The sequence below is a fragment of the Flavobacterium sp. B114r genome, from assembly GCF_056824125.1.
Map to the genome: position 1 here is coordinate 3233656 of NZ_CP124858.1, position 14215 is coordinate 3247870.

Annotated in this window: 14 protein-coding genes; 2 read left to right on the forward strand and 12 right to left on the reverse strand. The window is 31.5% G+C overall.

The window, feature by feature from the left end; genetic code table 11:
- Nucleotides 1-56: 56 nt before the first annotated feature.
- The 9 genes from QLQ94_RS13860 to prmA all read right to left on the reverse strand — a co-directional run bounded on the left by QLQ94_RS13860 (nt 57) and on the right by prmA (nt 7538).
- A complete protein-coding gene (locus QLQ94_RS13860) occupies nt 57-962 on the reverse strand; it encodes a hypothetical protein (protein ID WP_271335364.1) in 906 nt (301 codons plus the stop codon).
- A gap of 19 nt (nt 963-981) precedes the next feature.
- The gene (gene kdsA, locus QLQ94_RS13865; RefSeq protein WP_271335365.1) at nt 982-1800 is read right to left on the reverse strand and encodes a 3-deoxy-8-phosphooctulonate synthase; all 819 of its coding nucleotides are present in this window, start codon (nt 1798-1800) and stop codon (nt 982-984) included.
- Nucleotides 1801-2312: 512 nt separating this feature from the next.
- On the reverse strand, nt 2313-2777 hold the full coding sequence (locus QLQ94_RS13870) for a hypothetical protein (RefSeq protein WP_482497509.1): 465 nt from the start codon (nt 2775-2777) through the stop codon (nt 2313-2315).
- Nucleotides 2778-2787: 10 nt separating this feature from the next.
- Entirely contained in the window at nt 2788-2985 is a 198-nt protein-coding gene (locus tag QLQ94_RS13875; protein WP_271335368.1) for a hypothetical protein, read from the reverse strand.
- 382 nt (nt 2986-3367) lie between these two features.
- A complete protein-coding gene (locus QLQ94_RS13880) occupies nt 3368-3820 on the reverse strand; it encodes a 2-dehydro-3-deoxyphosphooctonate aldolase (RefSeq protein ID WP_482497511.1) in 453 nt (150 codons plus the stop codon).
- A gap of 104 nt (nt 3821-3924) precedes the next feature.
- The gene (locus tag QLQ94_RS13885; protein WP_482497513.1) at nt 3925-4578 is read right to left on the reverse strand and encodes a lysoplasmalogenase; all 654 of its coding nucleotides are present in this window, start codon (nt 4576-4578) and stop codon (nt 3925-3927) included.
- 43 nt (nt 4579-4621) lie between these two features.
- Nucleotides 4622-5893 carry a sterol desaturase family protein gene (locus QLQ94_RS13890; RefSeq protein ID WP_427402105.1) on the reverse strand — a complete coding sequence of 424 codons (1272 nt, stop codon included), beginning with the start codon at nt 5891-5893 and terminating at the stop codon, nt 4622-4624.
- A gap of 390 nt (nt 5894-6283) precedes the next feature.
- Nucleotides 6284-6559 carry an ATP-dependent Clp protease adaptor ClpS gene (locus tag QLQ94_RS13895; RefSeq protein ID WP_041517785.1) on the reverse strand — a complete coding sequence of 92 codons (276 nt, stop codon included), beginning with the start codon at nt 6557-6559 and terminating at the stop codon, nt 6284-6286.
- A 145-nt stretch (nt 6560-6704) separates the two neighbouring features.
- Complete coding sequence (gene prmA / locus QLQ94_RS13900) at nt 6705-7538, reverse strand: 50S ribosomal protein L11 methyltransferase (RefSeq protein ID WP_482497515.1); 834 nt, start codon at nt 7536-7538, stop codon at nt 6705-6707.
- 113 nt (nt 7539-7651) lie between these two features.
- Between prmA and QLQ94_RS13905 the strand changes: the two genes are divergently transcribed.
- Both QLQ94_RS13905 and QLQ94_RS13910 read left to right on the forward strand, forming a co-directional pair.
- Nucleotides 7652-8788, forward strand: a complete 1137-nt coding sequence (locus tag QLQ94_RS13905; RefSeq protein WP_427402104.1) for a hypothetical protein — start codon at nt 7652-7654, stop codon at nt 8786-8788.
- The gene (locus QLQ94_RS13910) at nt 8748-11087 is read left to right on the forward strand and encodes a hypothetical protein (protein WP_482497517.1); all 2340 of its coding nucleotides are present in this window, start codon (nt 8748-8750) and stop codon (nt 11085-11087) included. Before QLQ94_RS13905 ends, QLQ94_RS13910 begins: the two co-directional genes overlap by 41 nt.
- A gap of 131 nt (nt 11088-11218) precedes the next feature.
- Here QLQ94_RS13910 and tpiA read toward each other — a convergent pair whose 3' ends face one another.
- The 3 genes from tpiA to QLQ94_RS13925 all read right to left on the reverse strand — a co-directional run bounded on the left by tpiA (nt 11219) and on the right by QLQ94_RS13925 (nt 14204).
- Nucleotides 11219-11971 (reverse strand): triose-phosphate isomerase, encoded by a 753-nt coding sequence (tpiA, locus tag QLQ94_RS13915; RefSeq protein WP_271335375.1) that lies wholly within the window; start codon nt 11969-11971, stop codon nt 11219-11221.
- 112 nt (nt 11972-12083) lie between these two features.
- On the reverse strand, nt 12084-12578 hold the full coding sequence (locus QLQ94_RS13920) for a TlpA family protein disulfide reductase (protein WP_271335376.1): 495 nt from the start codon (nt 12576-12578) through the stop codon (nt 12084-12086).
- A 525-nt stretch (nt 12579-13103) separates the two neighbouring features.
- On the reverse strand, nt 13104-14204 hold the full coding sequence (locus tag QLQ94_RS13925; protein ID WP_482497520.1) for a BT_3928 family protein: 1101 nt from the start codon (nt 14202-14204) through the stop codon (nt 13104-13106).
- Between the last annotated feature and the right edge of the window lie 11 nt (nt 14205-14215).

The window sequence follows — 14215 nt, forward strand, 5'->3', positions numbered from 1 at the left end:
CAAAAAAAAATAGTTACCAAAATGATAACTATTTTTTAAATATGTTTTATGAGATATTAGATTCTGAAAATCCCTCCTACAGCAATAATTCTCTGGAAAAAGAAAAAGTCCTGCGAAGCTTTATCTTCACTGCTTGTTGTAGTTCTAATGTCCTGCATGTTGATGTAACCGCCTTTTAGCTCACCTTGCAAGTAGAAATATTTGAAGAAAGTAAAGTTAATACCCGCTTTTGCAGATAAACCATATCCTGAAATATGAAAATCATCATGACGTTCCTTTCCTAAAAGAGTGGTATTGGTTTTAGGATATAAAAGCCCTGCACCTAAACCCTCAGTTAGATTAATTTGTACTTTGTCAGTATTAGTAATGCCAAACAATTTAGAAATATCATCATGTCTTGAAACCTCAGTATTAATATAGTTCAAACCATCTGTATGTTCGTACATTAAAAAAGCAGGAGGATTTCCCTGAGCAGTACCTTTATCATAGCCGCCTTCCTGAGCACCATTTAGAGACATATCTACAGGTCTATTATTGTAATCTCCGTTATAATAAGATCCAGCCTGATCAGCAGGTAAATTAATATAACCATTAACATTAGCTGTTTGATTCTGAGTCATTACATATTTCATGTGGTCCCATCCAATAGAAACACTGTAGTGATCGCTAATGAAATATCCCATTCTAAAATTAGTCTGAGGAATTGTCATGTTTGCAGGATTTACATAGTCAAGATGCCATCCTTTTGGTTTATCATGAGCCTTCATGTCATTAACCGTAAAGTTGTAATCTTTACCTCTAAAGTTTACATCAGATTTAGTATAACTATCTCTGTTACCTCCCCAGGAAACGAAAAATTTTCCTTTATTATGAGCTGTATATCTTTGTACTGTGATTTCTTCCTGAGCAAAAGTGTTTAAAGAAACACACATCAGAAAGAAAAATAAAATTTTTGTTTTCAATGAAAATAGTATTAAAAATTTAAAATGAGTTAACTGTTTTTCTAATGGCAACTAACTTGGTCATTAAGCCTTCAAAATAATCTAAATGTAACATGTTGGCACCATCACTTTTTGCGTTAGCAGGGTCAAAATGAGTTTCGATAAAAATACCATCAACACCCACAGCAATACCCGCTTTAGCAACAGTTTCAATCATATCAGGTCTTCCGCCCGTAACACCGGCAGTTTGGTTAGGTTGTTGCAACGAGTGCGTTACATCAAGAACCGTAGATGCATATTGTTGCATAGTAGGAATTCCTCTAAAATCAACAATCATGTCCTGGTAGCCAAACATAGTACCACGATCCGTAACCATTACATTTTCGTTGTGGCAATCCAATACTTTTTGTACAGCATGTTTCATGCTTTCAGGGCTCATAAATTGACCTTTTTTCAAGTTTACCACTTTTCCTGTGTTAGCCGCAGCAACAACAAGGTCAGTCTGGCGAACAAGAAATGCAGGAATTTGTAAAACGTCAACGTATTGCGCTGCCATTTCAGCATCTTCATTTGTATGAATATCTGTTACCGTTGGAACGTGAAAAGTTTCAGAAACTTTTCTTAAAATTTTTAATGCTTTTTCGTCACCAATTCCGGAAAAACTATCAATTCTCGAACGGTTTGCTTTTTTAAAAGATCCTTTAAATACATAAGGAATCTGAAGTTTGTCGGTAATACCAACTAATTTTTCAGCAATTCTAAGAGCCATTTCTTCTCCTTCAATAGCGCAAGGTCCCGCCAATAAAAAGAAGTTACCACTTTCAGTATGCTTAATTTGAGGAATATGTTGTATGTTCATAATATGATTTTTTGACAGTGCAAAGGTAGTTATGATTTATGAATACGAGATTAAGATTTAAGATTATTTTAAGAAGCCAATCCTGCTATCCGCTGTAATGCTTTTCTCTAAACCCTTTTTTTTCTTGGCCTTTGCGGGAGCTTCCTTTAGTCGCTCTGCAAAAACCAGAAAAAAACAGGCTTTCTCAAAAAATGATTTCCGCTTCTATCGGGGGCTGGAAGCTTTAATAGAATTATACGATTTCCGTGTAAGTTTATCTACAATCATAAATGTTTAATTAGGAGCAATATTAAGATATTGCAAAAAACTGCTAAATGATATTTATCATATTATTAGAAAAGCAATTGCTTGAAAATTATTCTGAAAGAGTCTTGGTAATAGTATAGCGTTATCAAAAAACGATTGTTGTTTTAAAACCTGTAAGGGCGAGATCTTAACCTAAAAAAAGCTTTTAGTTCGATAAATCGCATCATGATTTGTAGCTGCTATTATGTTGTAAATAGGTTGTTTAGTTACTTTTCTATAGCTAGATAATTGCTGTTTTTTCTGTGTCTAAAATAGTAGGTACCAAATAAAATCTGACCCGTGAAAAATAGGATATTGAGTACTACATTAATATAAATTACCATTTGAATCTGTGACAAGAAACTTTCCGGATTGTATAAATTCATTTCGACCAAATGATATACATTTAGTTTTGCAGCCAAAATAGCTGGAAGTGTCAGTGATAAATGGAGTAAAATTTTTTTTAAATCGATCTTTATACTATTTCTGGAAAGCTTGTAATAATAAAAGCTTACAATGCAAAGGGTAATAAACTTAATTAATTGTGAAGCAACTCTTACTGGAAGAATAGTAGTATTCCATCCGGGAATTATAGAAGATAAGATATCTGAATTGCCATAGATTATATAATATGGGAATATGATAATAGTTAAAATGGAAAAAAGGGTAAAAGCCGTTTTAGTTTTAATCATATATTATTACTTAATTTTGGTAAGATCTCTTGATAAAGTATTGTATAATCATTGTTGCAATCAATAAGAAAGAGGAAATTAGCAAAAGTCCAATAAACCCAACAATCCACATTCCGCATCTGTAATTTTGCCCGTTAAGGGTTTGCATATTATAAGAAGCAGCATAAAAAGAGAGAATAGAAAAGATAATCTGTAATATGAAATTCATAAAACAAACAGTTCTAAATTTTAATGATATTGTTTCGCCAATTGCTTTTCTGCCAATTATAATTTGAAATAATATTGGAAGAAGAATTAAAAGTAAAGGTGTTATTCCAGGCATAGCATTTATTTTTTTTAATTCATTTTTGTTCCTAAAAACTTCATGTTCTTATTCTTTGTACAGATAAATTTATCCAGTTTATTGACACGAACGAATTTCTCGTGCCAGCAATGGCAAAAGTAATTCATAATTTCATTTTCAAGTATCATAATAGGTTATTATAGCAGTACAATAAGACAAGATTTTGATAAAAAATAAAAAGCAAATTTATAGCAGCAATAGACTATTAAGATTGGAATTTATAAAAGCAGATAATTTTAGTTTTATACTATTCCTTTTTCAAACTCAATCCCATCGGAACCATTAAAATTCCTTTTTCGTAAACATTCAAATAAAGAGTAACAGGTTTCTTTTGACCTTCCCATTTTAGTTCATAGACATTCAGGAATCCGGCACCCATATCGCTTCGCTTGGTAGGGAAAGGACAACAGGTTTCTAGACGGGTATAGGTGATTTTTTCTCCGTTTGGTCCGGCTAAAGCATTTAGAAAACGAGTTTCATTCAAGGCTTCGTTTCTTGTGTTTTGATAAAAAATATTTATTGGATAATCCGGATTGTAACCGTATTTTTTATCGCTGCTAAAAAGAGTAATTAAAAATGTATTGTCTTTCTTTAGAACTAAATCAGGCGCATTGTTATCTACATTTTTCAAAGTAGATCTTGTACTCACACAAGAAGCAGCAGTGATTAACAGAATGATAAAAAGGGCAATTTTTTTCATGGTTTAAAATATTTGGTCTTGCAAAGGTAAAAGCGTTTTTTCTTTTTGTTACGGATTTCATGAATTTTTAGTGATTAAAAAATCAATGTAAATCTGTTTATCAGCTAAATTGTGGGCGCATCTGCTTTTTTCTTGTTCAGTTGTAAAATACCTACTACAATCAGATATTGTGCCACAAGATAAGTTAACATAATAAAAAACGAACTTCTTTCTATCGTTGCATGAAATTTATTGAATGCCAGAATACTATCAGAAATAACAAATGCAGCAGCGCCAAGAAAAATATATAAAGCCGCAGGTTTTTTCCAAATTAAATAACCATTAAATGCAAATAAAAGCATTGTAGAAATTACCGCTGCATAAATAATTACAGGTATTTTTAACTCACCTAATTTTGGCATTAAAATAGTGATCATTGCAATTAAGTAGAAAGCAATTAGAAGACTTCCAATTCCAAACAGTACTTTATTAATCTGAATTTCTCCTGTAATCTGCTTGTTAAAAAGCACACAATAAGCAATATGAGCAATTAAAAAAGAAACTAATCCCAGAATAAAATAGATCTCTGCAATATCAGCAAAAAGTAAAACAACATCTCCAATCCAGGAAAAGATCAAAGCTGTTAATAGTATATTCCCTGAAGGAAATTTTCGATGAAAATAGACCCCAAATCCCAAGAACGGAATTAAAACAGGTTTTAAAAATAAATCTAAATTTTCATGCCCTGTCAACAAAAAAATGAGATACAGAACACTCAAAAAAATATAGATTTTAAAAAAGATAGTATTTCTCATAACTGGTTTATGAATTTATTATTTGGTTGTTTGGTTTTTTGAATTCAGTAGTTACAAAATAAATCGTAATCAAAAAAGATATACTTAAGTAACCTAAAATAATATAATTACTCATAGAAAAAGTATGATTTAAGCCAAACCAATCGCCATAATACACCATAATTGCAATTGCAGCTACAAAGCGTAAACCCTCCCAAAAAATAGCAAATCTGCTTTTATCCATTAATTCGGTATAGCTATAAATTGTCATCAGGATAAATAAGCCATAGATGAAAATATTTGGCAAACCAATTGTAGCAATATTATCAAATAAATAAGTGACAAACAACAATGTAACCAAAACTTGTATAACTGACCAGTAAATTAATTTCTGAGAATTCTGTGTTCCATATTTTTGAAAATCAAAAACGTTATCAATTTTTGTTACCGGATATTTTTCGTCAAAATTTTCAGGACGCCAACCAGTTGGTTTAAACCATATGGTAAATTTGTCTTTCCAATTTTCAGTTCTCCATGCATCTTTAATTAATAAGGTTAAATGTTGAAAATTAATTCGGATAGGGTTCCAGGTATTTGCTGGTCTGGTAATACCAAAAACGGGCGGAACATTCTCTAATTCAGCTTGAAAAGTACCAAATAATTTGTCCCAAAAGATAAAAATCTGCGAATGGTTTTTATCTAAATATTCCGGATTGATGGCATGATGTACACGATGATGAGAGGGAGTAACCAGAATATATTCCAGAAATCCCATTTTTTTGATGTGTTTGGTATGATACCAAAATTGTAAAAAGAGGTGCAATGGTAAAGTAATCGCAATTACAGTCGCAGGAACACCCAATATTGCTGCGGGAATCAATAAAAAAGTAAATAGATTGGCTAAACTTGCAATAGGCTGACGCAAAGCACAGGCAAGATTAAATTCTTCGCTGCTATGATGAATCGCATGTTTGTTCCAGAAAAGATTAATTTGGTGAGCCCATCGATGGCTCCAGTAACCATAAAAATCAATGACAAAAAAGGCAATACAATAGGATAGAACGTTCGCTTCTAAATGATAGATTGCAATTTTAGAAACCATCCATTCATAAGAAATAAAAGTCAGGCTTAATCCCAGAACATCTTTTACAGAATTGGTAATTCCGGAACTTATACTCGATACGCTGTCTATCAAAGGAGCAGTATCGTCCTTTTTGTAAATGCCGTATATTTTTTCGATTATAATTAATACTAAAAAAATAGGCGTAACGATGATCAATATTTTTCCATATTCCTCCATAAAAAAACATTCTATTTTATTCAAATATAGAATAAAATAGAATGTTTTTTAATTTATTGAGAAATTAAACAGTTAAATACAATTTTCGGTTTAATCTGAGTCGAAAGTTGCAATTCGTATTTTAAAAAAAAGCAGTTATTTATTTTCTTTAGAAAAAACGACTGAATAGAATTTTGGTGTTTTTTGATTCTTAATTCCAAATTTAACAACCTTTTTAATTATCTTAAAAGAATTATATTTTAATTCTAAAATGACCTGATTATTGGCATTGCAGGCAGTTATTAATAAAAAAAAGAGGGATTGACTTTTCTAATATAGCTATAAAAAAAACATTCTACTTTATCCCAACCAGAATAAAATAGAATGTCTTTGTTTTTTTATGATTTGCAATTAAACAATTTCGGCGCTTAGTCCAGCTTCCAGAAGTTGTGTACATTGAGGTTTAAGCTTATCCATTGGCCCCGTTTTTACGGTGCATTTCCCGTTGTAATGTACAATTAAGGAACATTGTTCTGCTTGTTCAGGCGTGTGACTGCAAACACGCATCAAAGTGTCAATTACGTGATCAAAAGTGTTTACATCGTCATTATAAACAATGATTTCGTTATTGAAACTTGTCGCTTCTTTTTCGCGGACTCTTTCTCTTACTTTTTCTTTAGTACTCATGTTTTTAGGTTTTTGTACTGTTGTAATTACTAATTTTCTTTGTCAAAGATTTACAATTAAACAGCTTTTAATAAAGCTAAATTAGTTGTTAACCTGTTTGATCAGTTTAATCTGTGAGCTACTTAAATTTCAGATAATCAACTATCTAATTTACGTATTTTAATGAAACCCAGTTATTTTTTTGAAACTTTTTAACATATGTCAGCCCTTTTTCTGTGCAGGAAGCATCAATAAAAGGAATGTCTTCTTCATAGAAACCGCTAAATAATATTATGCCGTCTTTATTTAAAGAATCAACATAATGCTGCATATCGTTCAACAAAATATTACGATTGATGTTTGCAATGATCAAAGCGTATTTTTTACCGGCTAACAAAGCTGCATCGCCTTCGTAAACGGTAATATGTTTACAATTATTGCGTTCTGCATTTTCGATAGAATTCAAATAACACCAGTTGTCAATGTCGATAGCATCAATTGGCTCAGCACCTTTCATTTCAGCAAGAATCGCTAAAATAGCAGTTCCGCAACCCATGTCAAGAGTTTTAAGACCTTTAACATCCATTTCTAATAAATGCTGAATCATCATGTATGTTGTTTCATGATGACCCGTACCAAAACTCATTTTGGGTTCGATAACAATATCAAATTCCGCATCAGTTTTTGGATGAAATGGAGCACGAACATGGCATTTTCCGTCTACATCAATTGCTTCAAAATTCTTTTCCCATTCTTCGTTCCAGTTTACCTGATCGATTTCTTCAATAGTATATTCAATTTTAAATTCTTCAGATTCTAAAATATAAATGTCATCCAGGATATTTTCATCCCATAAATCTTTCTTCACATACGCCGAAATTCCGTTTTCAGTTTCTGTAAAAGTCTCAAACGCTTTTTCTCCTAATTCAGCAATTAAAATTTCTGAACCCGGTTCTTTTGGTTCAATCGTAAAATGGTATCCTAAATATATATTTGACATAAAAAAAATTTTTGCAAAGGTAAGAATCCAAAGCAGAAGTTGTTCATAAATAAATCATATTCTAATAATTATTAATGTTAATTTTGATTCAAATTTGTAAGTATTTTTTGAATATGAAGAATATCATTTTTATTTTGCTCTTTGTGGTACTAAACGGAGCAACTTGTGAGAAAGAACATGGTGTAGTGCGATCTTTTTGTTATTGGAAAACGGATTTGAATTTTGAAAAAGAAGATGATTCTTTAATCAGGAATTTAGACGTAAAACATATGTATGTTCGTTTTTTTGATGTCGACTGGAATCCCTATGCCAAAGAACCTTTGCCGGTCGCTACAATCAGGAATATCAGACTGAGTGAAAGTAATCCTGATATTACGCCAAGTATTTTTATTACCAATGAAGTTGTTTTGCGATCTGATAAAAAACAATTGGACAGCCTGGCAGCCAGAATTGCACAGCGTGTTCAGAAAATTGGTGAAAAAATGAATGGAACCAAGGCCGATAAGATTGCCAATGGAATTGTATATCCAAAAGATTACTATAAAAAGGAAAACTATAAAAGCATGAATTATGATTCTGTAAAATCGATCGAACTTGCGAAATTAAAAGTTGATTTTAAAGAAGTTCTGATCGATTGTGACTGGACAGAAAAATCGAAGAACAATTATTTTTATTTACTAAAACAAATTAAAAAAGGATTTCCAACGGCACAAGTTTCGGCTACAATCCGACTCTGGCAATATAAATATGCATCAAAAGCAGGAATTCCGCCAGTAGACAAAGGTTTGTTAATGTGTTATAATTTGACAAAACCGGAAGATTTTAAAACTAAAAATTCGATTGGGACAAGTCAGGAACTGGCACAATACATTACACACGATCAGTATAAATTAAAACTGGATATTGCATTGCCGTTATATAGTTGGGCTGTTGTTTTTAGGGGAAATCAGTTTAAAGGAATTTTATCAGACTATGATGAATTAAGAAATGATACGATTAAACTAAAAAAAGTATCAGATACCAAATATGTTTTGCAAGATGATGTTGTAGTAGAACAAACGTATTTGCGGAATGGTGATGAAATCAGGATCGAGAAGATTTCGGAAGAAGAACTTGAGAAAATGATTTCGATTGTAAAAAGTAAAATTAAGATTGATAATCAAACCAGAATAACTTTTTTCTCTTTTGATAAAAAATACATTGAAGATTATGGAACCCAAAATATATCCAGCTATTATGCGCGTTTTTAGCAGTTTACTTTTAGTTTTATGCTTTCAGGTTTCTTTTGCCTGTGGCTGGAGCGTTTCAGCTGAAACCAGTCGTTTGGTTTTGTTCAAAGCACAACGTGAAGGTTTTTTTAAACTGACTCCGTTTTATTATTCTGCAGATTCTTACTACTGGACCAATACTTTTTCTAGTGTTGACAGGGAATTGAATTGTGTAGAATGGAAGAAAAAATTAGGAAATCAAATAGACACAAAAGATGTGCATACCATTTTGTATGAAACAGATGGGGAACAATTTGAAACGGCTTATGAAACTAAAACATTAAAGAGGGCCTTCGAAAAAAATACATTTGTTGAAGCTTTGTTGCTGCCTAAAAATAAAGCATTTTTAAAATATATTTTGTTTGCAAAAAAACTGGAATATAATAGCAATGAAGATGTAAAATGGGAATCATGGGAACAAATTGGTTATAATAGTAAAATAAATAGATTGGCAGATGTTTATAATGATTTTGATGAAAGGATAAAATCAGCCAAAGATCCGTTCTTAAAACAGCGATATGCGTTTTTAAGTTTACGATTTAATTTTTATGATAAGAATCCAAATAACGTGACTCGTTTATACGATACTTATTTTACCACTAATAAAAATACTATTTTAGAGCCTTGGGCTTTGTATTATAAAGCTTTAGGTATCGACAATTTACCATTGCAGAACTATTTATTGAGTAAAGTTTTTGATTCTTGCGAAGAAAAATCCTTCGCCGTTTTGCAACATTATAATTGGAAATTAACCGAAGAAACTTTGGCTTTGGCCCAGAATGACCAGGAAAGAAGTGTAATTCTATCTATAGAAAGTTTTCGTAATCCAGCGCCTGATTTAAAAACAATAGAAGAAGTTTACAAACTAAGCCCGAATAGTATTAATTTGAGCTTTTTGATAGGAAGAGAAGTCAACAAACTCGAAGACTGGATTTTTACACCACAATATACCAATTACGGAAGTCCATCGGTTACATTTGAAGGAACAGACTGGTATGGAGATTATGCTAAGGCAAAAGACGAAAACTTAAGTAAGGATATTTTATATTTAAGAGAATTAGAATATTTCTTAATTTCTATTCGTGAACAAACTTCGGGAGAGCAAAAAGACTATATTACGGCGGCAATTGCACAGCTTTGTTTTATGGATGATGAAATTGATTTGGGTAAAAAATATACCAATATGATTTCTGACAAGGCAAACGCATCAATACAAATGCAAAAAAATATTCAATTGGCTTTAGTTTCGCTAAAACAAGATGATTTGAAAAGTGAGAAAGTTCAAAACCAACTTTTTAAGTATTTTGATTCCGTTGAAATTCTGGTTGAAACAGATTATGGATTGTTCAAGAATTTATACAGTTTGTATCGCATTGCAAGTGCAGATTTCTATAAACAAGGCGATCGTATTACAGCAGGATTACTAATGATGAAATCTGACCACAAAAATGAAGGAGAATATTCAGCTTATGACAGACCTTATTTTTACAGTTATATAGGCTATTTTGATCGAAGCGCAACTACAGAAGATATAGATCGTTTGATTGCTTTGCAGCAGAAAAAAGAAAAAACACCGTTTGAAAAATACATCTGTTCCGGAACTATAGCACCAAATATAAATTACTACAAAGACTTAAAAGGCACAATTGCTTTTAGAAATAACAATTTAGAATTGGCTTATGAAACCTTTTCGAGTATGCCAAAAGATTTCTGGGAGAAGAATTATTCCTTTAAGGATTATTTAAATGAAAACCCGTTTATGCCTAAAATCCTGCAAAAAGAGAAGGAACGAAAATTTGATTATCGTTTTAATAAAACGGAGTTTATTGCCAAATTGATTCAGTTAAAGAAACAAAATACGGCGGCAAGTAATTTGCAATTGGCACATGCTTATTTTAATGTTTCTTATCTGGGGAATTCCTGGATGATGGTGGCGTACGATTGGACATCTGGAGAATCGTATATAGATTATGTTTACGGAGACAATTCTGATTATGAAAAAACATATCAGAAAGGTAATTATTATGGTTTAACCATGGCAAAATTGTATTATGAGAAAGCCTTGAAAATGTCTAAAAATAATAATGAAAAAGCATTTGCCAGTTTGATGATTTTCGAATGTAACTACTACAATCATTATACTAATATTGTTTCTGCCGAAGAAGAACAAAAGAATCCGTTTAAAACAGGGCAGGAACTCAACAATTTCTATTCTCTTTATAAAACAACACCAACATTCAAAAAGTACGATTGCCCATTGTTAAGAGCATTTATAAACTAAATTTTTTTTTAAACCATAAGGGATATCAGAAAATTTAAGCTTGGCTTTGGGTAAAACAAAGAGGTATAAAAAAAAGCGTTCGCACAACGAACGCTTTTTTTATAGTAAATCTAAAATCTAAAATCTAAAATCTAAATAGCAGTTACAATAGCTAAGAAATCGTCTGCTTTTAAGGCAGCACCACCAATTAAACCACCGTCTACGTCTGGTTTACCAAAAATTTCTTTAGCATTGTCCGGTTTAACAGAACCACCGTATAAAATAGAAACTTCGTCAGCGATATCAGCTCCAAAAGCTTTGCGAACAGTTTCTCTGATAAATTCATGCATTTCTTGTGCTTGTTCTGGTGAAGCAGTTTCTCCAGTTCCAATAGCCCAAACTGGTTCGTAAGCTAAAACAACTTTAGACCATGATTCTTTTGCAATATGAAATAATCCGTCGCGCAATTGATTTTCAACAATATTGAAATGATTTCCTGACTGACGATCTTTTAATTCTTCTCCAAAACAGAAAATAACTGTCATGTCATGTTTCAGTGCAGTATCTACTTTATTAGCGATTAATGCATCAGTTTCATGAAAAATAGCTCTACGCTCAGAGTGACCAAGGATTACTGTATTTACACCAATACTAGTCAACATATCTGCAGAAATTTCTCCGGTAAAAGCACCGCCTTCAGCTTGGTGAACGTTTTGTGCAGAAACTGCGATAGTTGTATTTTTTAATTTAGAAACAGCTGCTTGTAAGTTTACAAATGTTGGAGCAACTATAACTTGTGCAGTAGTTTTTGCTGGTATTTTAGCAATTAATTCGCTTAATAATTCTTCAGTTTGTTCTGCGTTTTTATGCATTTTCCAGTTTCCTGCAACAATTTTTTTTCTCATTTTGGTAGTTTTTATTTTATTCTTTTTTTTGTTTTTATTCTTTTAAAATAGCAATGACATTAAATTTTGATATTGTCGTTGTCATTGCTTTTTGTAATTGTAATTGAAAATTTTATTTCAGGCTTTTTAAAGTTTCATTGATTTTATCAAAATCCTTTTCGATAGCACGGTACAATACAATTTTTCCGGATTTGTCAATGATAATATATCTTGGAATCCAGTCTAAATCAATTGCTTTTCCAAAAACGCCTTTCATACCATCATTCATCATAAAATGATCCCCTTTTAATTCGTGTTTTTCAATTCCGGCTTTCCATTTATCAGCTGTTTTATCAGCAGAAAGGAATAGATATGAAACATCAGGGTTGTTTGCCTGAAGTTCTTTAAATTGTGGCATAGCTTTTACACAATCACCACACCACGAAGCCCAAACTTCAATAACTAAGGTTTTGCCTTTGTATTTCTTTAAAATATTTTTAAAAGTAACCTGACTATCATCAGTCGCTAATAATTTCTCAGATAATGCCTCTTTAGAAAAACTTGTTTTCTGAGCTTGTGAACATGAAAACGTAATAAATGCAATTACAACCAGTGCTATTTGTTTCATAGGTAGATAAAATTTGTTTTTAATTTTGGATTTAACTGTCTTTATCTAAACAAATAGTATGATTTATAATCATAACGATTTCTTATAAAAAAAGAGTTCCAACAAAGTTAAACAAACAAATCGAATGATAAATGGAGATTAACAAAATTTGAAGACTCCTTTATTTTATAACAAAACAAGAATTATAGGTTAAAAAAAGCCAAATGAAATCGTAATAGTAGGTCGTGAAAACAGGATTTTTTAGAAATAAACTTTTGGATAGACAGAAAAACAAACATTTTTTTTATTTACGGAATGATTTTACGAGCAAAAAAACGTCAGATCTGTATAAAAAAGTCATCAGTAATTTTCTTAATTATTTCAGGGTTAAGTTGATTTTTTGGATATCGTATTAACAAATTAAACAAAAACAAATAAGCTGGTTTTGTATTTACTTTACGAAATATTCAGGACTTCAAACACGAACGCCAATTCAACTAATTAATAGAAAAATTGGCGTTATCAGCGTTTATGCTTATTTAAAAATTACAATTTCAAATCATCAGTATCGTTGTAATGTACCTTTTGAATGATAGTTCCGTTTTGTACCACAACAATACTCGGATTAGCTCTTTCTACAGTTTTTAATGCTGTTGCATCACAGAAATAGAAATCAACATCTAAACCATATTGTTTTTTTGCTTTTGCAATTTCATCTGCTCCGGAAGCAGTCATTGCAATTACTTTATATCCTTTTGCTTTTGCAGCTTTACTTAAACCCTCTAATTTTTTCATTCCATCAGGATGAGATAAATTCAGGTCATAAGTTACAAAAATTAATAATTTAGGTTCTTTTAATAATTCTTCTTTATAGTCAGAATCGTCTTTTACCATAGTAAAATCGTGAATTGGCGGAATATAACCTTCAGTAATTACTTTGTCTTTTCTGTCGACAAAAGCCGCGCCTTCCGGAATATTTGCCAGGTCTTTTTCTGTAAATTCTTTATCGACACCATTTACTTTATAGATAAAAGTCATTTCTACGACAGATTTTGGCGCACCTTCCGGAATTTCCATTCCTTTCTCGATGTTTGTACCTACTTTATAAGGACGGAAATCCTTGATAGGATTATGATTTAAAACCCAAACTGCCATAAAAACGCATAAAATAATGCTTACAAGAGTAATGATATTTGTAACAGTATTTGAGAATAAAGGTTTTACTAATTTTTTATTGACAAACAAAATCACAATAAAGAATAGTAATACGATATCTTTCGAAAAGGATTGCCAAGGCGTTAAGTGCAAAGCATCTCCAAAACATCCGCAATCTTTTACAACATCAAAATAGGCAGAGTAGAAGGTTAGGAAGGTAAAGAAAACGATTAATAGCAATAAAAACCAAATCGTAAGTTTCGATTTATAACCTACCAATAACATAACTCCCAGGACAACTTCTAAAATTACTAAAAAGATGGCTAGTCCTAAAGCCAATGGCTCTAGAAATGGCATATTGAAAACCGGCTCACTAAAATATTCAGCCAATTTATAAGAGAATCCAACCGGATCATTTAGTTTGATTAATCCCGAAATAATAAATAATACGCCGACAAATAATCTTGAAAATTGAGTAATGATGTTTTTCATGGTTTTGTGTT

What these genes read in the sequence shown, in the direction of transcription:
- QLQ94_RS13910 (WP_482497517.1), top strand. Translation starts at nt 8,748, where the DNA reads ATGGAACCCAAAATATATCCAGCTATTATGCGCGTTTTTAGCAGTTTA.
- QLQ94_RS13895 (WP_041517785.1), bottom strand. Translation starts at nt 6,559, where the DNA reads ATGAGTACTAAAGAAAAAGTAAGAGAAAGAGTCCGCGAAAAAGAAGCG.
- QLQ94_RS13870 (WP_482497509.1), bottom strand. Translation starts at nt 2,777, where the DNA reads ATGATTAAAACTAAAACGGCTTTTACCCTTTTTTCCATTTTAACTATT.
- kdsA (WP_271335365.1), bottom strand. Translation starts at nt 1,800, where the DNA reads ATGAACATACAACATATTCCTCAAATTAAGCATACTGAAAGTGGTAAC.
- QLQ94_RS13925 (WP_482497520.1), bottom strand. Translation starts at nt 14,204, where the DNA reads ATGAAAAACATCATTACTCAATTTTCAAGATTATTTGTCGGCGTATTA.
- QLQ94_RS13890 (WP_427402105.1), bottom strand. Translation starts at nt 5,893, where the DNA reads ATGGAGGAATATGGAAAAATATTGATCATCGTTACGCCTATTTTTTTA.
- QLQ94_RS13920 (WP_271335376.1), bottom strand. Translation starts at nt 12,578, where the DNA reads ATGAAACAAATAGCACTGGTTGTAATTGCATTTATTACGTTTTCATGT.
- QLQ94_RS13880 (WP_482497511.1), bottom strand. Translation starts at nt 3,820, where the DNA reads ATGAAAAAAATTGCCCTTTTTATCATTCTGTTAATCACTGCTGCTTCT.
- QLQ94_RS13905 (WP_427402104.1), top strand. Translation starts at nt 7,652, where the DNA reads ATGAAGAATATCATTTTTATTTTGCTCTTTGTGGTACTAAACGGAGCA.
- prmA (WP_482497515.1), bottom strand. Translation starts at nt 7,538, where the DNA reads ATGTCAAATATATATTTAGGATACCATTTTACGATTGAACCAAAAGAA.
- tpiA (WP_271335375.1), bottom strand. Translation starts at nt 11,971, where the DNA reads ATGAGAAAAAAAATTGTTGCAGGAAACTGGAAAATGCATAAAAACGCA.
- QLQ94_RS13875 (WP_271335368.1), bottom strand. Translation starts at nt 2,985, where the DNA reads ATGAATTTCATATTACAGATTATCTTTTCTATTCTCTCTTTTTATGCT.